The following is an 18366-nucleotide window of genomic DNA, read 5'->3' as shown; positions in this document are numbered from 1 at the left end:
TTGTCATGAGCCATTTAGCTGAAAGCTTTAAAATTCGTAATACCACGTTTAAAAATCGCATCATCAAAGGTGCAATGAGTGAAGCATTGGCCAATACCGCAGGCCAACCCAATCACTTACATTTTGGGTTATATGAAGCTTGGGCGAAGGGTGGTTTAGGCTGTGCCATTACCGGTAATGTCATGGTGGATTTTTGTGCTAAAAATGAGCCGGGGGTTGTGGTCGCTGAAACTGAGCGAGATTTAGCACAGTTAACACAGTGGGCTGAGTTAGGTAAGAAGCACGGCATGGTGCAATTGGTTCAACTTTCACATCCGGGCCGTCAATGTCCTAAAGGTTTAAATAAGGAAACGGTTGCGCCGTCCGCTGTACCATTTAGTCCGATGTTAGCTACAACTTTTGGAACACCGCGCGAACTTCGTGAAGATGAAATTTTAGATATTATTCAGCGTTTTGCACGTGCCGCACACATTTGTGAAAAGGCAGGCTTCGAAGGCGTGCAATTGCATGGTGCGCATGGTTATTTAATTAGTCAGTTTTTGTCGCCACTGACCAATAAACGTCAAGATCAGTGGGGCGGTTCAAATGAAAATCGCATGCGCTTTTTGCTTGAAATCTATAAGGCAGTTCGCGCAGCGACGACCGATGATTTTATCATTTCGGTCAAACTGAATTCTGCTGATTTCCAACGCGGCGGAATTAGCGAAGCAGATGTGATTGAGGTCTTTAAGGCAATCGATGCCGCAGGGATTGATATGATTGAAATCTCGGGTGGTTCCTATGAAGCGCCAGCGATGGCGGGTGCTAAAGCAGAAAAACGTAAAGCCAGTACCATTGCTCGTGAAGCTTATTTCCTCGATTTTGCGGACAATATCCGTAAAGAAGTGAAATGCGCGTTAATGGTTACCGGCGGGTTTAGAACCGTGCAAGGCATGAATGCTGCACTAGACAGTGGAGCTTGTGATTTTATTGGTATTGCACGTCCTTTCGCTGTAGAAGTCGATTTGGCTGATCGTTTATTGGCGGGGCAGGATGTTCGTTACGGTGTGGACAAAATTAAAACTGGCATACCGATGATTGATAAAATGGCGATTATGGAAATTATTTGGTATGCCGCTCAGTTTAAATCGATTGGTGAAGGCAAACAGCCAAATCCTAAACTTTCACCGTTAAAAGTGTTTTTTAAATATCTCAAAGGAAATTTAACAGCGGTCATTAAAGGGCAAGTCAATTCACGTAAGTCGGCTTAATCAATCATTGAATTATTAGAATAAGGGCAATCGGCATACATCCATGTTATGGTTGCCTTTATTCATATCAATATTGCTTACAATAAAAATGTCTAAAATTTTAATATTAATAGTCATTCTTTCGGGGCTCAGTTCTGCCCTCTATGCCCAGTCCGTATTTCAGACGGGGGATATCATTTTTCATATCTCAAAGTCACAGCAAAGTTTAAGCATTCAAAAGGCCACACATTCGCCCTATAGTCACATGGGCATGATCGTAAATAAAAATAACCAAACCTGGGTGCTCGAAGCTATTCAACCTGTGCAATATACCGCTTTAAATCAATGGATCACGCGTGGGGAGAATGCTCACTATGTCGTAAAAAGGCTCAAACAACCCTTAAATGTGCCGCAGAAAACGAAGTTGGTACAACATGCAGAAAAGTACTTGGGCAAACCCTATGATATATATTTTGAATGGGATGACCGTGCAATTTACTGTTCTGAAATTGTTTGGAAAGCTTATCAGCATGCTTTAGGAATCGAACTTTCTCCATTACAACAACTGAAACAATTTGATTTAAAACAAAATGAAGTCCAGCGTCTAATGCGGCAGCGCTATGGTCAAAATATTCCGCTGAATGAGCAGGTGATTGCCCCTAAGGCCATTTATGATTCAAAACTTTTAAAAGAAATATTTAGAAATTAAGGCAATAAAAAAGCCCAAGTCGCAATGCTTGAGCTTTTTAATGAGTGATTAAAACCAACTCGAATATGGCGTCCCTACGGGGATTCGAACCCCGGTTACCGCCGTGAAAGGGCGATGTCCTAGGCCTCTAGACGATAGGGACAGTACAGAAAGCAAATTTTAAAACCGTTTATTTCAGTCTAAGTTTTTAGACTAAATAATGGCGTCCCTACGGGGATTCGAACCCCGGTTACCGCCGTGAAAGGGCGATGTCCTAGGCCTCTAGACGATAGGGACTTAATAAAATGTACTTCTGAAAATTGGCGTCCCTACGGGGATTCGAACCCCGGTTACCGCCGTGAAAGGGCGATGTCCTAGGCCTCTAGACGATAGGGACGTTTCAGAGGTGGGCGTATATTAGGGTGAAAATCGGGGGGTGTCAAACGCTTTTCTATAAATAAATTCAGTTTTTGTTGTTGAGTGCATAAAATTAAAACAATTTGCTAAAAATGTTTGAAAAATACATTATTTATGTCGGTTTTTTCAACACTTGTAAGATTGTAGCAATAACTTCTGGATGCGTTAAATATCCAGCAATATCGTGTGGGTGTTCAATCGATGTCTGAATTTGCTGGTTGATAATGGCGGGTTGAAAATCAAATGGTGCCTGACTCAGTGGAAAAGCGCTGAGAAAATCATCATGTGAATAAAAGTTTAACCAATCGCCTGAAATTGCATCAGGTCGCTGTAAAGGCTGAGGTAAGTGGGCTTGGATGACACGAAAAGCCAAAGGTGAGCCCAAGGTGATAAAGCGCTGTATGTTGAGTTCAGGATGTAACAGTAAAAAATGATACGCAATCACGCTACCTAGCGAATGTGCAATCAACAGGGTGGGTTTCGTTTGATGTAATTGCTCATGCAGACGAGTATGAACTGCCTGAATAAAGTGTGGATTGGATAAATAGAGATAAGTTTCGACCAAAAATTTATGCAAAAGTGTGGCATGTAATTTTGGGAAATAATTCATTAAAACTGCAAAATCGCGTAGGACAAGATCTTTGCCAAGTGCAGTGATCGATTTGAATGATTGGCTTAATCCAATAGCATCATTGAGGGTGATGTCAGGTAGATTATTTTGTACAGCATGATGCTCAAGTACTTTTGGTGATTTTTCTGGGAGTTCAGTGCGATGGATAAACGGAAAATGTGGCCACGTTTGAGGTGTCAAGGTGCTGGCTTGAAGCATATTCTGCAAATGATAACGCGTGAGTAAGTCTCCATAAAAAGGCATGCGCATATGGTGCTGTATATACGATAAAAAAGTCTCTTGATGGCTTTGCTTTAAGCCTTGAGACAACAGTGCAAGCCAATGCTGTTCGAGCGTACGTGCAGTTTGTTGTTGTTGATTCATGCCATGGATAAAGATGATCTGCATATTGCACCTCATCGACGGACCAGTTTTTATTCTACTTTTATTAAAATATAGCCATAAAAAAAGAGCAACCGAAGTTACTCTTTTATCGTGTTTGGTATGACAACGCAGATCAATCTTTGTTGTGATACAAGGTGTAGTAGCTGATATAACACGCCACAATGAAGATCATACAGCAGATAAAGCCAGTTAACATTTCTGGGTCAAATACCATACTAATACAGGTAATAAGACAGAATACAAAACCGAGTATCGGCACGATTGGGAAGAGTGGTGCAGCAAAAGCTAAATCTTTTGCAGTTTTGCCTTCTTTATACCACTGACGGCGGAAGTTGAATTGGCTTAAACAAATACTCATCCATACCACCACCATGGTAAATGCCGCGACACCTAACAAGTTTTTGAAGATGGTTTCTGGTGCAAATTGCTCAGAAAGTAAGCCCGGCATACCACCGATCATGGTCACAATCACGGCAACATAAGGAATACCCCGCGAGTTCACTTTAGAGAACACTGCAGGTAATTGCTTACTATAGGACAATGACCACATCATTCGAGATGCAGCAAATAAACCTGAGTTTGCAGCAGAAAGTAGGGCTGTGATAATGACAAAGCGGATAATGTCTTCTGCATAAGGAATACCAATGTGCTGGAATACCGTTACGAAAGGTGAACTACTTACACCTTCGGCAGATAAGCCGGCCTCTTGGTGTGGTAATAGTGCAGTAATAACAACAATGGTACCCACAAAGAAAATCAATAAGCGGAAAATCGCCGTGTTAATGGCTTTAGGCACATTTTTCGCTGGATCTTTGGTTTCACCCGCAGCAACACCAATCAGTTCAGTACCTGAGAATGCAAAGTTAACAATCAACATTGTAGCGAAGATTGGGAACAAACCTTCAGGGAACCAGCCTTGTGCAGTGAGGTTGCTAAACAGCGGTGCAGCTTCATAGCCTCGATAGCCTAAAACACCAAAAATGGCCAATAGACCTAAAATAATAAAGGCTACAACGGTAATCACTTTGACTAAAGCTAGCCAAAATTCAGATTCAGCAAACCATTTGGTTGAAATCATATTCAAGCAGAATACAAAAGCACCAAAGATTAAGGTCCACATCCACATAGAGCTGTCTGAGAACCATTCCTGCATTAAAAGTGCAGCAGCGGTAAATTCAGTTCCTAGCGTTACTGACCATGTCAGCCAATAGAGCCAAGTGATGGTATAACCCGTACCAGGTCCGATATAGCGTTTAGCATAAGCGCCAAATGAACCAGATTCTGGCATATGTACAGCGAGCTCGCCTAAGCAAAGCATCACCATATAGGCGATAATACCGCCTAAAAAATACGAAATAATGGCACCTACAGGCCCCGTTTGTGCAATGACTTCACCCGAACCAAGAAATAAACCAGTACCGATTGCGCCGCCAAGCGAAATCATCACCAGATGTCGAGTACTCATAGCGCGTTTTAACGGCGCAGAATTGCCCTGATGCGAAGCATCATTCGGAGAATGTGATGACTGCATAGAGAAAAAGGAGAATCAAATAATGAAGCGAGTAATTGTAGAGAAGAATGTAATGATGATGCAATCAATTAATATAAATTATAGATAAATAAACTTTAAGTTTGTCAGAACTGACAGAAGAATTGGCGTCCCTACGGGGATTCGAACCCCGGTTACCGCCGTGAAAGGGCGATGTCCTAGGCCTCTAGACGATAGGGACGTTTTAAGGTGCTGTCATAGTATGAATAAACATGATGTGAGTCAAAGAAAAAATTTAAATCTCAGCTCATTTGTCTGTTATTTAAACATATAAATCAACGATTAATAAATTATAGAAAAGAAAGGCTTTGAAAATAAAAAAGCGAACCCAATGGCTTTGGATTCGCTTTAAAGATTAATCATTAAATCAGCTTAATCTTGATTATGATATAACCAATAATAACCTGCATAACATGCCGCCATAAAGATCAAGCATCCAATAAAGCCTGAAAGCATTTCAGGATCTGCAGCCATACTTAAACCTGTTGCGGTACAGCAGACAAAGCCAAGGATTGGAACCAGTGGGAACCATGGTGTACGGAATTTAAGTTCTGACACGCTATGACCTTGTTTCAGCCATTGGCGACGGAAGTTAAATTGACTCCAACAAATACTCATCCACACGATCACCATGGTGAAAGCGGCAACCCCCATCAAGTTCTTGAAGATCACATCTGCGCCAAATTGTTCTGACAATAGACCCGGTAAACCACCGATCATAGTGACCAATACAGCAATATAAGGCACACCAGTTTTGCTTAATTTGCCGAAAGCACGTGGTAATTGTTTTTGTGCGGACAGCGCCCACATCATACGTGATGCAGCATATAAACCAGAGTTAGCTGTAGACAGTAAAGCCGTAATAATGACAAAACGAATCAAGTCTTCTGCATAGGGAATACCCATCAGGTTAAATACGGAAACGAATGGACTACTACTTAATCCGCCATGTCCACCGACATTTAAACCTGCATCGGTATAGGTCAACAGTGAACTGATGACGATAATAGTGCCGACAAAGAAAATGATTAAGCGCCATACCGCAGCATGAATGGCTTTAGGCACATTCTTTTCAGGGTTTTCAGTTTCACCTGCAGCGATACCAATCATCTCCGTACCATTAAAGGCAAAGTTTACGATCAATAGCGTGGCAAACAGTGGGAACAAACCATTTGGCAGCCAACCATGTTCTGTCAAATTGTGGAACATTGGAGCTGATTCATAGCCTTGGAAAGGTACGAAACCAAAGATGCAGGCAAAACCAAGGATGATGAAAATCAACACTGTTGCAACTTTCACCATTGATAACCAAAATTCTGACTCTGCAAACGCACGTGTAGAACTTAGATTAGAGATCAGTACGCCAGCTGCAAAGATCAGTGTCCATAACCAAATAGAGGTTTGTGGAAACCATTCCTGCATCAAAATAGCCGCCGCAGTAAATTCTGTACCTAAGGTGGCAGACCAGCCCAACCAGTACATCCAAGACACCATATAACCGGTACCCGGGCCAATATAATTAGTCGCAAAAGCACCAAAAGAGCCAGAAACAGGTAAATGTACGGCAAGTTCACCCAAACAGAGCATGACCATGTAGGCAATCAAACCGCCAATAATATAGGCAAGAACAGCGCCTAAAGGCCCAGCTTGTGAAATAACTTCACCTGAACCCATAAACAAACCAGTACCAATTGCACCACCAAGTGAGAGCATCACAAGGTGTCGAGTCGTCATCGCACGTTTAAGCGATGGACTTTTACCTTCAGCAGACGAGTGTTGCGAAGGTTCAGAGGGAGATTGCATAGTGAAATGAAAATTGAATGAAAGGTATATTTTATGATTGAATGCAGTGAAATGATTGATAAATCGAATTTTTCTTATAATGTGATAATACTGATCTAAAATTTAAATCTTTAGCACTGACCATTGGATTAATGGTCAGGAGTCTGATACTCAGCTTCAGAAGTTGCAGGTACTTGAGTTTGTTCAGCTACAGGGGCTTTGTTGTCATCGCGGCTCACAATATACAGATAGAGTGCAGATGGAAATAAGATGGCTAAAACCAAGAGCAACTTTTTAAACATAGGGTGTTCTTACATCAAAATAGATCAAGCTGAAGTATAAACAAAACCAGTCAGGCTGTAATTAATTAAAGTTTACGGTTTTTCTGTTCTAGATTGGACAGGATGACTTGGTAAATGTCGGGGTAGTGTTGTTTAAAGTTCCGTTGTTGCATGATCGTGATGGTTGAAGCATTTGGCTCAACACCCAGTTTTAAAATTTTTTGGGTTAAAGCGAGTTGTGGGGAGCGACCATCAAAATGTGTATTCAGTAAGTTACCATCGGTATATTTTACTGTGAGTCTAATATTAAGTAGATAATCAAAAACATTAGGCAAACCAAAACCGGCAGCTTTGTAGAGTAAATTATATGTTTCTGCACGATAGCCACGGCCGTATGTTTGATGTGTTTTTAATAATCCTAATGCATTATAAAATTCTAATTTGGCAATAATTTCTTGTTCATTAATAGAACCATCGCCATTTTTTAAAATCCTATTGATGGTGTTAAAAGTCACATCGTTTGAGCTGGGTTTGCAATCAGCAGCAATCAGTCGCTTGATATCTTGAAGTGGAAGTATAAGATGCGCTGTGTCACACATTTTTTTAACTTCTTTATTTTTCATTTTACTGTTTTGAATATTTTTATTTTCAAATTCCTGCACTATGGCTGACCAACCATATATGTTTATAAATTTATAATAACGAGATGCATCATTTGTCATCCCTTTGATCTTTTTAAAGTCGTGAATGTTTTTCACTGATGGTGCATTGGTAGCGTGATTTTGTGGCACTGGAGCATTTGCAAAGCAATACATACTCATTAGCAGGCAGCTGGTAATAACGATGTTTTTCATGGTTTGTGTGCTTTTAATAAATTGTAAACGTCAGGATATTTGGTTGAAAAGTCATTCTGTTCCATTTGTTTATAAACGTTACTATTGGGCTCGATTCCTGCATTCAGTAGTTTTTGAACCAAACTCACAGAAGGGTTACGGCCTTTGATATTGTCTAAAATTAAATTACCATCCACGCCCGTGTAATCGACTCCAATACTCAGCAAATAATCAGAAACGTCTTCAAGCCCCCAGCCAATTGCTTTGGATTGCAAAGAGCTTTTTTCTTCATACGGGCCAAATTTATACGTAACGTGTGTTTGTAAAACATTTTCCGACTTGTAGAGTTTTAATTTTTCAATGATTTCGTTTTGATCTATTTTGCCTTCTGCATTGGTTAATGCGCCATTAATAATCATAGAGGATGAACGGCCATTGAGTGGTTTGCAATTTGCTTTAAATAAGCGTTTGGTTTTATCGGCAGTGCTTTGACTCAGTGCAATTTCGCAAAGTTTTTCTATTTCCCCTTTAGGCATTTTACTTTTTAGGATGGTTCCATTTTCAAAATCACGAACGATTGACTCCCAACCGTATTTACTTGCTGTTCGGTAATACTGTATTGCTTCTTCGCTCAATTTTTTGGTTTTTTTCGCTTGTATTTGAGTGTCATGATCGTTGGTTTCGGGAATAGAAGATTCTTGGTCATCATTCAATGCTGTTTGATTTGTCTGATTGGCATCGTGCTCAACAGTATTTGAATGATTTATCGGTAGGCTGGCTTCGGGTCTAAAAATGTAGATGAAGATACCGAGACATACTATGCACAGGCCAAAGAGTAAGATTATTTTTTTCATGTTTTAGTCTATTTAAAAATGAATCAAGCGCGTTTTGAGGCGCGCTTGATAGGGGAAAGTTTAAAATTTAAATGTGACATCAGCAATGAACTGTCGTCCAATTTCAGATCTAAGTCTGTTGGTCGACTCACTAATACCTGGGGTGGTATAGATATTATGTCGATTGATAATATTGTTAATGGTTAAACCGAATATTGCTTTGTAGTCTTTAGCGAAATTGAAATCATAAGTGGTACGCATATCCCAACTAAATCGAGGTCTAATCGTATCTGTAGCATAGGCTTCCAACAGGACACCATCATATTCAACTTTGTTTTTTAGTTTATACGTATCTTTATATTCAGATTTGTAGCTTAAGAAGTTATTAATCTTTAATGGTAAATTTGAAAACTCAATGTCCCAACCAAAACGAGCAGTCCAAGGCTGATTGAAATTTTCAACAGGACGTTCATTAAATTGGATGAGGCTGCCGTTAAAGATAATATCGCGATCTTCAGCAGCCGTATTACTGTTAACGTTATATGACTCAGAATAGTCTAAATAATTTTTTTCTGATTCAGTGTAATCAAAGCCAAAGTTAAACCCGTGCAGAGAGTTTTTATATACGACTGGCAGCGTATTTCTGAGTGTGAGTGTGTAAATGTCAGCTTTTGCTTTACCACTATTACTGTATTTAAAATGATCGATGGTATTGCTGGTTGTTGGATCAATAAAACGATTTTTTGTGATTTCATCTTTGCTATCGCGATTCACCCATTTCAGACCAAGGTTCCAGTTTTTAACTTGGCTATTAATGGCAAACACAATTTCGTCAGCATAAGGGGTCTTTAAATTGGCACGTTGAATATTGGAATTAGCTAATATTAAATCTGATAACCCAGTTTGAGTCCAATAGTCTTCAGTTTGATTTTTTGTGCGTTTTAAATTGTATTCCAAAAATGCAGGCTGATCTTGCAGTTCAGTGGCTAAGGTATAGTTTGCATAATATCGATTCCATCCCGTAGTGAAGGACAAAAGATCATTTTTTAGCGGCTTATAGTTAAAGGCAGTACGAGGTGCAATATTTAAATTTTTCGACAAGCTGTCATAATCTGCACGTAAACCTATACGCGCTGAAAAATTATCCCAAGTCGATGTGTTTTCAATGAAGGTATGCACACGTTGTTGGTCAATATTAACTTTACCTTTTTGATAATACTTGCCATTTGTTTGATATTGGCCTTGATAGTTATTTTCATCCGTTGCTTCATCACAAAGAATATCACCTGCCGTACAGCTAATGCCTGAACTAGATGTAAAAGTCTTAGGCTGATTATACATATAGGCATCGTTAGGCCGTTCCCATGCAACTTTAGAATAGTCATAGCCCATACCAAAGCTTAATTGTTGCATGCTGTTGCCAATCTGAATGGTATCAAACGCATTTTTTAGACTATACGAAAATGTATCTTGGTGTAATTCAATATCACTACTTGTGGCACCTTCACCTGGATTGGAACTCCAGTTTTTAGTTGGTGTTTGCTTCCAAAGAATGCCGGTAGTTGAATCATTTTCACGTGCTTGGCTTAGCGTTTGATAGCTAATATTTTGTTTTAATGTTGAATTATTGAGTTTACTTTCTAATTCACCAAAAAATGTCAACGTTTCTGTATTGCTAATACTTTTTGAATTTATTCGCTTATCAACGAAATTTAGACTGTCCAAATCCCCTAAATCAAAGCCAAACTTCGCTTTGGTTGTGTCCGAAGGTGTGTAAAAAAGGGTAGTCCCTAAGTTGATATTAATACGCTCGCTTTTGACTTTACTGCGATCTTCTAAACCACTCATTACTGGAACGATGGATTCACGTTTAGAGGCATAACTATTGATGCCCCATTGTTCAGAGAGTTTGCTGTATAGATTCAGGCTTAGGCCGTGTTTTTTATATTCTTTATTATTTGATGATGTTGGATCTTCAAACTCTGCAGCTTCTTCTTCATCGGTAAAATGATAACGTGACCAATCACTTTCCGTGTAGTCGTAAGTAACGGAGCCGTGGATTTTGCCAATTTCAGTATTTGGTGCACAAGTTTCAGCATTAACTACACCACCTGTAAATTCGCCGTATGCTGCAGAAACATTACTATCGATCAATTCTAATTTACAAATTAAATCGGTATTTAGGGCAATCCCTTGTGAGCCACCATCAAGCTTGCCTGAATAGGAGTTGCCGCTTGCCAGAGGGTCAAGGTTATTGGTGGTATTGACGCCGTTAATTACAAATTTATTTCGGTAAGTTTGCGCGCCATTAATAGATATCTCGGATGGTCGTAGCTCAGCCTGTGAATCTGCAGAACGTTGTTCACGGCTAAACTGCACATTTGGATTAACTTTTAAAAAGTCTGTGATATTTTTCGAACTATTCGGCGTTTTTTCTAAATCTTCTTTGGAGTAGACGGTTGTACCTACTTCTGGCTTGGCTTTGACTTCAACTTCAATCGGCGACATTTTGAGATTATTGCTTTGAATAAATTGAGTTGTATCAATTTCATTAGCATAAGCTTGAGATGCTAAAGCAGTCAAAATTGCGAGATTGAGGGGAGAATAGGCAAAGCGCATGGCTGTCAACAATTATGCAGATAAAAACGATAGCGATTATCATTAACCTTATAAAAATAATCAATAGAAATGAGAATTATTTGCAATAAGTGATTTTTTAATACACAGCGAATTCAATGAAAATTTTGAATAATCAGAAGAGATGGTGATGTGTATTCAATAGACTTGAATAATCAGCTTGGAGAAAGTCTGAATAAGAATTGGCGTCCCTACGGGGATTCGAACCCCGGTTACCGCCGTGAAAGGGCGATGTCCTAGGCCTCTAGACGATAGGGACGTTTAGAAGATGGCGGTATCTTATTGATCCGCCATCATAGTGTCAAGTAGGTGAGGGCCGAGTTTGTTCAAAATATAACAGAACAGTTCAGCGGTCTTCTGAGTATCGTAAAGTGCAGAGTGTGCTTCTTTGCCATCAAACTCAATACCTGCCTGAATACATGATTTTGCCAGCACAGTTTGTCCAAACATTACAGCGCTCAAAGTCACTGTATCGAATACGGAAAAACTATGGAAAGGATTTTGATTTTTTGTCCCTGTACGTGCAATCGCTGCCTGTACAAAACCTAAGTCAAAATGGGCATTATGACCAACTAAAACCGCGTGTGTGCAGTTCTGTTGGCGACGTACTTCATTCACTGACTTAAAAATACGTTTTAATGCTGATTTCTCATCTTCAGCCATGGCCATACGCATCGGATTAAATGGATCTACACCAATAAAATCCAGTGAGCGACGGTCAAGGTTGGCACCTTCAAACGGATTGATATGTGCATGGTGGGCTTCACCCGGTACAAAATTACCTTCTGCATCATACACAATAGGAATAGCTGCAATTTCCAGTAAGGCATCGGTCTGTGAATTAAAACCTGCTGTTTCGACATCGACAACAACAGGTAGGAATCCACGGAAACGTTGACCAATGACTGGTCGAGTTTCATCTGTCACACTTTTCTCCATTGGATGGTCTTACCCGCATACAACGGAATAATTTTTTCGCCATCCAAGTAGTCTAAACTTTCAGGGATCACTTGATCTTCTTTTACCAAAGTAATGGTATTGGTATTTCGAGGGAGTCCGTAGAAGTCTGCACCAAAGTGGCTTGCAAAACCTTCTAAACGGTCGATTTTACCGACTTGATCAAATGCTTGAGCGTATAGCTCAATTGCTGTTGGTGCACTATAACATCCTGCACAGCCACATGCATTTTCTTTAGCATTTTTTGAGTGCGGCGCACTGTCTGTACCTAAGAAAAATTTAGGGTTCGCACTGGTCGCGACTTCAAGCAAAGTTTGCTGATGGGTTTGACGTTTTAATATCGGTAGGCAATAGAAATGCGGTTTAATACCACCCACCAACATATCATTACGGTTAAACAATAAATGTTGCGGTGTGATTGTCGCAGCGACATTACGGTCTTGTTCTAATACAAAATGCGCAGCTTCACTGGTGGTGATGTGTTCTAGCACCAATTTTAATTTAGGGAACTGTTTTAACAGTGGAGAAAGTACTTCATCAAGGAAACGTTTTTCACGGTCAAAAATATCGACATGGTTATGTGTCACTTCACCATGTAACAGTAATGGCACTTGGTGCTCTTCGAGTTGCTCAATCACACCATAGACTTTACTAATGTCGCTGACACCACTGTCTGAGTTCGTGGTTGCACCTGCTGGATAGAGCTTAATGGCATTAACATGCTCAGATTCTTTAATTTTTTTAACTTCACTTGCAGGTGTGTTGTCTGTGAAATAGAGCACCATGCGCGGGTCAAAGTGAACGCCTTCAGGAACATGTGCCATGATACGTTCACGGTATGCATTTGCTTCTTCAACGGTTTTTACCGGTGGTACGGTGTTTGGCATACAAATCGCGCGAGAGAATTGTTGTGCTAAATCAGGAACTGTACGCTTTAGGGCTAGACCGTCACGTAAATGTGCATGCCAATCATCTGGCTGAAGAAGAGTAATCGTATTCACAGCGATTCCAAGCTTGGAAATAAAACAAATGATAATGCAAATAATGTGAAAATGGTAACGAGATTTCTGTACAAATGACTGAACAGATATAAATAAAGAATAAAACTGTGGTATTTTTAAATGACTAAAAGAATTAGATAAATGCTTGGAAATGGAATACAAGTATAACCTTGCAAAGTTGCAATACGATAAAGAAAAAATAGAGGAACTGATTACACGGCAAACTCGTCGTGTAGGGGAAATGTTTCCTAAAAAACTGGAAACTCAATTTTGGACTTTAAGCCTCGATCGTGCGCAAACCAACATACGTCATTTTTTTTGGATGGGAGTGTTGATCTACTTTGTGCTCACGATGCTGATCATTCCCGGAGATTACTGGATAATTAATCAACAGCATTTTGTGCATGATTTTATTCGTTGTTTGCTTGGTCAGCTCAATGGTGCGCTGTGTCTTCTGACTTTATATGCCTTTGCTCGTTACGACCGTCTGAAGCCTTATTTTTCACATGCTAGTATGTTTGTAGTGTTTTGGGCAGTTATTTCAATGTCTTGGCTCACCATGACCGTGTATACCGAAGCACTTAAACATCAGGCCATGATGATCCTTTGTATGATTTACATCTTGAGCTATATTTTGACGGGGGTTAAACCAGTCCAAATGTTGATGTCTGGATTGTTGGCTGCTGTGGTCACCATGTTGATGCTTTTTTCATTAGAAGTGAAATTTGATGTGATGGTGTTGGGGCGTGTACTGATTGGAAGCTGTGTATTGGGTTTTGCAATCAGTAAGATGCTCTGTGCGCGTGAACGGATGATATTTTTGAATATGCTGCGCGCGGATATTAGTGAAAAAATCCATCGTATTCATACCACAGAGCTTTTACATTTAAGTCAGCATGATGAATTAACCAAGATTTCAAACCGACGTACTTTTGATGAAATGCTTGATACATTTTATGAGCAATCTCGACGTAATAACACCTCGCTTGCTGTGCTATTTATCGATGTTGATCATTTTAAAAACTATAACGATTTCTACGGTCATCAAAAAGGCGATGATGTAATTTCAACCATTGCCAAAACCATTAAAAATGCCATTCGACATATGGATTTTGTAGCGCGATATGGTGGTGAAGAATTTGTGGTTTTATTGCCTGAAACCGATGCGCATGGTGCTTATGCGGTAGCGTCAAATATTTATAAAGCAATCGATCGTTTAGAAATTCCACATGCCAAATCACAGGTTTCAAATCACGTCACTATTAGTTTGGGTATTACGGTATATCGTGCTGAAAATATGACGAAGGATGAACTGTTAAATATTGCCGATCAGGCGTTGTATCGTGCGAAACAATTAGGCCGGAATCAAATTTACTATCAGTCGATTCGTTCAGCACATGTGGCTTAATGTTTAATAAAATTGAGAACTTCTCTGAAATCGGCAATAAAAAACCGCGCAAAATGCGCAGTTTTTTATGACTCAACAAATCTTATTTGTTTTTGTCTTTTAATTGAGGCACTGCAGAACCTGTACCTACTGCAAGTAAGCCAGAGTTTGTGTAGATACCTAATTTAGCGCGAGTATCTGTGATATCCAAGTTACGCATAGTCAATTGACCGATACGGTCAGCAGGACTAAACATAGAGTCACCTTTCTCCATAGTTAAACGCTCAGCTTCATAAGTGAGGTTAGGAGATTCAGTGTTTAGAATAGTGTAGTCATTACCACGACGAAGTTCTAAAGTCACAGTACCAGTGATTGCTTTAGCAACCCAACGCTGCGCAGTTTCACGAAGCATTAATGATTGAGAATCGAACCAACGACCTTGGTAAAGAAGACGACCTAAACGCAGACCGTTAATACGGTATTGTTCGATGGTGTCTTCGTTATGAATACCAGTCACTAAACGTTCATAAGCAATATGAAGAAGTGCCATACCTGGAGCTTCGTAGATACCACGAGATTTTGCTTCAATGATACGGTTTTCGATTTGGTCAGACATACCTAGACCGTGACGACCACCGATACGGTTGGCTTCAAGAATGAATTCAACAGGGTTTTCGATGCGTTTGCCGTTTAATGCAACAGGGAAGCCTTCTTCGAAAGTTACAGAAACTTCTTCAGCTTTAACTTCTACGTCATCTTTCCAGAAAGCAACGCCCATGATTGGGTCTACGATTTTGATACCCGCATTAAGGTATTCAAGATCTTTTGCTTCGTGAGTCGCACCTAACATGTTTGAGTCAGTTGAGTACGCTTTCTCTTTTGACATTTTGTAGTCAAAACCGTTGTCGATTAGGAACTGTGACATTTCTGCACGGCCACCTAATTCGTCAATAAAGGTTTGGTCTAACCACGGTTTGTAAATTTTAAGTGCTGGGTTAGTCAATAGACCATAACGGTAGAAACGTTCAATGTCGTTACCTTTATAAGTCGAACCGTCACCCCAGATGTTTACGTCATCTTCTTTCATTGCGGTTACAAGCATCGTACCTGTAACTGCACGACCAAGAGGAGTCGTGTTGAAATAAGGCATACCACCAGTTGAAATGTGGAAAGCGCCACATTGAATAGCCGCAATACCTTCTAATGCAAGTTGTAAACGACAATCAACTAAGCGAGCTTTAACTGCGCCATACGCTTCCGCTTTTTTTGGAATCGCATCGTAGTCGTCTTCATCAGGTTGACCTAAGTTTGCTGTGTAAGCATAAGGTTCTGCACCTTTTTGTTTCATCCACAAAAGCGCAGCTGAAGTATCTAGACCACCAGAGAAGGCAATACCAACTTTTTTGCCAACTGGGACATTCTGCAAGATAGTTGCATTATCAGTCATTGTTAATCCTAACGATATAAATATAGGCACCGAGAATGGGTGGCCTGAAAGAATACATATATGTGCATGATTGTAGCACTTTTCTGCACGGTTTTTCTAAAAAATCATGAGATACAAGCGATGAGGTAGAAAAAAATGATCGTTGAAATCTATTGATGAATACTTCATCCAGTTTTTGCGGGCGGAAAAGGCATTTTCTGAAAGAAAAAGGTTGCACATATAAAGAAATCTATTTGATTTAAATTAATGGTCATACCATTATTGGGTTAATTTGGTTTTTATGCTTTTCATTGAAATGAGACTGAGGTCAAACAAAGCGTGGTTATTAGACTAAAGTATATTTTATAAAGTTTAGTTGTAAATAATAAATACAAAACAGATATTTAAAAGTTGATATGGAGGTTTTTAAACGGAAAAATAATGTTTTTGCATTACATATTGGTCATACCAAAAATAGGAAAAGCTTGAATGATTGAGTTGAAATAATTAAAAATTGCGGAGTATTTCAGCAACAGTATGAGTATTTATGTCTTTGATTTTATATTGGTCATACCAATGATAAAAAGACCACATGCTGATATTGCTTAATAATTAAATCTTAGTAAGCATTTCAAGGAGATGACAATGCTTCAATGGCAGCAAATATATGACCCAATGGGGAATATATGGATATCAAGTTTAATTGCGCTCATTCCGATTATCTTTTTTTTCTTGGCGCTTGCTGTATTTCGTTTAAAAGGCAGTGTGGCAGGTACGATCACCGTTGTACTGGCACTGTTGGTGTCTTTATTTGCCTATGACATGCCTGCGCTTATGGCATTGGCTTCGATGGTTTATGGTTTCTTCTACGGTTTATGGCCGATTGCATGGATCATTATTGGTGCGGTGTTCCTGTATAAAATTTCAGTCAAAACAGGGCAGTTTGACATCATCCGTTCTTCGATACTTTCCATTACTGAAGATCAACGTTTACAGATGCTGTTAGTCGGCTTTGCTTTCGGTACTTTCCTAGAAGGTGCGGCGGGCTTTGGTGCTCCTGTGGCGATTACCGCAGCACTATTGGTAGGTTTAGGCTTTAAGCCTTTATATGCGGCAGGTCTTTGTCTGATCGTAAATACTGCGCCAGTGGCTTTTGGTGCGATGGGTATTCCAATTATCGTTGCTGGACAAGTGTCTGGTGTTGATACGATGGAAATCAGTCAGATGGTTGGTCGACAGCTGCCATTTATGGTGCCGATTGTACTGTTTTGGATTATGGCGATTATGGATGGCTGGCGCGGTGTGAAGGAAACTTGGCCTGCGGTGGTTGTTGGGGCGAGTAGCTTTGCGATTGCACAGTATTTAACGTCGAACTTTGTCGGTCCTGAATTACCCGATATTACCGCGGCGATTGCCTCTTTAGTGTCATTAACGATTTTATTTAAATATTGGCAGCCTAAACATATTTTCCGATTTGCAGATCAAGATGCGACGATGAGTGAAGATGTTGCTGCACAAAAACAGCAAAAATATAGCTTGGGTCAAATTGCAAAAGCGTGGTCGCCATTTGCGATCTTAACGGTGATGGTCACGATCTGGAGTATTAAACCGTTTAAGGATTTATTTACCAAAGACGGTGCTTTACATGATTTGGTTATTTCGATCAAAGTGCCATTTTTACATCAATTGGTTCAAAAGATGCCGCCAGTCGTACCTGAAATGAAGGACTACGATGCCATCTATAAATTTGACTGGTTTTCGGCAACAGGTACGGCAATTGTCATTGCTGCGATCATTACCATTATTTTCTTAAAAATGAAGCCGAAAGACGCGATTGTGACCTTTGGTGAAACCATTAATGAATTAAAAATTCCAATTTATTCGATTGGGATGGTCTTGGCTTTTGCATTTATCGCCAACTATTCAGGGATGTCGGCAACATTGGCATTAGCACTTGCGCATACAGGTCAAGCTTTTACCTTCTTCTCACCATTTTTAGGATGGCTTGGTGTCTTCCTCACGGGTTCAGATACGTCAGCCAATGCACTATTTGCTGCATTACAGGCAACCACTGCACAGCAAATTGGTGTGCCAGAAGTATTACTCGTTGCTGCCAATACCAGTGGTGGTGTGACTGGAAAAATGATTTCACCCCAGTCAATTGCAATTGCATGTGCGGCAGTTGGCTTGGTGGGTAAAGAGTCGGATTTATTCCGTTTTACCGTAAAACACAGTATAACGTTCACAATCATGATGGGGATTTTAATCACCCTACAAGCTTATGTGTTCCCTTGGATGATTCCATAACACGAATTGTGTAACAACGTTAAG

14 protein-coding genes and 5 tRNA genes are annotated in these 18366 nt (G+C 39.9%); 4 read left to right on the top strand and 15 right to left on the bottom strand.

Translation table 11 applies throughout. The annotated features are described in order from the left end of the window. Positions 1–5: 5 nt before the first annotated feature. Positions 6–1250 carry an NADH:flavin oxidoreductase/NADH oxidase family protein gene (locus tag FTU77_RS12885; protein WP_180055968.1) on the top strand — a complete coding sequence of 415 codons (1245 nt, stop codon included), beginning with the start codon at positions 6–8 and terminating at the stop codon, positions 1248–1250. Positions 1251–1293: 43 nt separating this feature from the next. Further along, positions 1294–1938: a YiiX family permuted papain-like enzyme gene (locus tag FTU77_RS12880; protein ID WP_306669904.1), complete on the top strand. Its 645-nt coding sequence runs from the start codon at positions 1294–1296 to the stop codon at positions 1936–1938. Between the two features lie 66 nt (positions 1939–2004). On the opposite strand, the gene FTU77_RS12875 is transcribed toward FTU77_RS12880, so the two are convergent. From FTU77_RS12875 to pyrC, 14 genes are all read right to left on the bottom strand, one after another. Continuing rightward, a tRNA-Glu gene (locus FTU77_RS12875) sits at positions 2005–2080 on the bottom strand. Positions 2081–2138: 58 nt separating this feature from the next. Next, positions 2139–2214, bottom strand: a tRNA-Glu gene (locus tag FTU77_RS12870). A gap of 24 nt (positions 2215–2238) precedes the next feature. Next, a tRNA-Glu gene (locus FTU77_RS12865) sits at positions 2239–2314 on the bottom strand. Between the two features lie 132 nt (positions 2315–2446). Then, positions 2447–3352 carry an alpha/beta fold hydrolase gene (locus FTU77_RS12860; protein ID WP_180040730.1) on the bottom strand — a complete coding sequence of 302 codons (906 nt, stop codon included), beginning with the start codon at positions 3350–3352 and terminating at the stop codon, positions 2447–2449. A 109-nt stretch (positions 3353–3461) separates the two neighbouring features. Continuing rightward, positions 3462–4880 carry an amino acid permease gene (locus FTU77_RS12855; protein WP_180055967.1) on the bottom strand — a complete coding sequence of 473 codons (1419 nt, stop codon included), beginning with the start codon at positions 4878–4880 and terminating at the stop codon, positions 3462–3464. Between the two features lie 123 nt (positions 4881–5003). Continuing rightward, a tRNA-Glu gene (locus tag FTU77_RS12850) sits at positions 5004–5079 on the bottom strand. Positions 5080–5270: 191 nt separating this feature from the next. After that, entirely contained in the window at positions 5271–6701 is a 1431-nt protein-coding gene (locus FTU77_RS12845; RefSeq protein WP_180026815.1) for an amino acid permease, read from the bottom strand. A 128-nt stretch (positions 6702–6829) separates the two neighbouring features. After that, positions 6830–6982, bottom strand: a complete 153-nt coding sequence (locus tag FTU77_RS12840) for a hypothetical protein (RefSeq protein WP_168379378.1) — start codon at positions 6980–6982, stop codon at positions 6830–6832. Positions 6983–7047: 65 nt separating this feature from the next. After that, entirely contained in the window at positions 7048–7815 is a 768-nt protein-coding gene (locus tag FTU77_RS12835) for a hypothetical protein (RefSeq protein WP_180055966.1), read from the bottom strand. After that, the gene (locus FTU77_RS12830; protein ID WP_180055965.1) at positions 7812–8648 is read right to left on the bottom strand and encodes a hypothetical protein; all 837 of its coding nucleotides are present in this window, start codon (positions 8646–8648) and stop codon (positions 7812–7814) included. Before FTU77_RS12830 ends, FTU77_RS12835 begins: the two co-directional genes overlap by 4 nt. A gap of 60 nt (positions 8649–8708) precedes the next feature. Next, positions 8709–11246 carry a TonB-dependent receptor plug domain-containing protein gene (locus FTU77_RS12825; protein ID WP_180055964.1) on the bottom strand — a complete coding sequence of 846 codons (2538 nt, stop codon included), beginning with the start codon at positions 11244–11246 and terminating at the stop codon, positions 8709–8711. 201 nt (positions 11247–11447) lie between these two features. After that, positions 11448–11523 (bottom strand) — tRNA-Glu (locus tag FTU77_RS12820). Positions 11524–11543: 20 nt separating this feature from the next. Beyond that, the gene (gene rnt, locus FTU77_RS12815; RefSeq protein WP_078192915.1) at positions 11544–12203 is read right to left on the bottom strand and encodes a ribonuclease T; all 660 of its coding nucleotides are present in this window, start codon (positions 12201–12203) and stop codon (positions 11544–11546) included. Then, positions 12188–13222 carry a dihydroorotase gene (gene pyrC / locus FTU77_RS12810; protein WP_111885770.1) on the bottom strand — a complete coding sequence of 345 codons (1035 nt, stop codon included), beginning with the start codon at positions 13220–13222 and terminating at the stop codon, positions 12188–12190. The genes rnt and pyrC overlap by 16 nt, the downstream gene beginning before the upstream one ends. A 151-nt stretch (positions 13223–13373) precedes the next feature. On the opposite strand from pyrC, the gene FTU77_RS12805 reads away from it, so the two are divergent. Further along, positions 13374–14630, top strand: a complete 1257-nt coding sequence (locus FTU77_RS12805) for a diguanylate cyclase (protein WP_180055963.1) — start codon at positions 13374–13376, stop codon at positions 14628–14630. Between the two features lie 82 nt (positions 14631–14712). Here FTU77_RS12805 and argG read toward each other — a convergent pair whose 3' ends face one another. Beyond that, entirely contained in the window at positions 14713–16056 is a 1344-nt protein-coding gene (argG, locus tag FTU77_RS12800; RefSeq protein WP_078192912.1) for an argininosuccinate synthase, read from the bottom strand. A gap of 618 nt (positions 16057–16674) precedes the next feature. On the opposite strand from argG, the gene lldP reads away from it, so the two are divergent. Beyond that, positions 16675–18342 carry an L-lactate permease gene (gene lldP / locus FTU77_RS12795; RefSeq protein ID WP_171256696.1) on the top strand — a complete coding sequence of 556 codons (1668 nt, stop codon included), beginning with the start codon at positions 16675–16677 and terminating at the stop codon, positions 18340–18342. Positions 18343–18366 lie beyond the last annotated feature (24 nt).

This window comes from Acinetobacter sp. YH12142, assembly GCF_013418435.1.
Taxonomy (GTDB): Bacteria; Pseudomonadota; Gammaproteobacteria; order Pseudomonadales; family Moraxellaceae; genus Acinetobacter; species Acinetobacter amyesii.
Note: the sequence above shows the minus strand (reverse complement) of the source record. Positions and strands in the feature narration are given on the sequence as shown.

Coding starts and splice junctions, on each gene's coding strand:
- FTU77_RS12885 (WP_180055968.1), top strand. CDS start 6: ATGAGCCATTTAGCTGAAAGCTTTAAAATTCGTAATACCACGTTTAAA.
- FTU77_RS12880 (WP_306669904.1), top strand. CDS start 1,294: ATGTTATGGTTGCCTTTATTCATATCAATATTGCTTACAATAAAAATG.
- FTU77_RS12860 (WP_180040730.1), bottom strand. CDS start 3,352: ATGCAGATCATCTTTATCCATGGCATGAATCAACAACAACAAACTGCA.
- FTU77_RS12855 (WP_180055967.1), bottom strand. CDS start 4,880: ATGCAGTCATCACATTCTCCGAATGATGCTTCGCATCAGGGCAATTCT.
- FTU77_RS12845 (WP_180026815.1), bottom strand. CDS start 6,701: ATGCAATCTCCCTCTGAACCTTCGCAACACTCGTCTGCTGAAGGTAAA.
- FTU77_RS12840 (WP_168379378.1), bottom strand. CDS start 6,982: ATGTTTAAAAAGTTGCTCTTGGTTTTAGCCATCTTATTTCCATCTGCA.
- FTU77_RS12835 (WP_180055966.1), bottom strand. CDS start 7,815: ATGAAAAACATCGTTATTACCAGCTGCCTGCTAATGAGTATGTATTGC.
- FTU77_RS12830 (WP_180055965.1), bottom strand. CDS start 8,648: ATGAAAAAAATAATCTTACTCTTTGGCCTGTGCATAGTATGTCTCGGT.
- FTU77_RS12825 (WP_180055964.1), bottom strand. CDS start 11,246: ATGCGCTTTGCCTATTCTCCCCTCAATCTCGCAATTTTGACTGCTTTA.
- rnt (WP_078192915.1), bottom strand. CDS start 12,203: ATGGAGAAAAGTGTGACAGATGAAACTCGACCAGTCATTGGTCAACGT.
- FTU77_RS12805 (WP_180055963.1), top strand. CDS start 13,374: ATGGAATACAAGTATAACCTTGCAAAGTTGCAATACGATAAAGAAAAA.
- argG (WP_078192912.1), bottom strand. CDS start 16,056: ATGACTGATAATGCAACTATCTTGCAGAATGTCCCAGTTGGCAAAAAA.
- lldP (WP_171256696.1), top strand. CDS start 16,675: ATGACAATGCTTCAATGGCAGCAAATATATGACCCAATGGGGAATATA.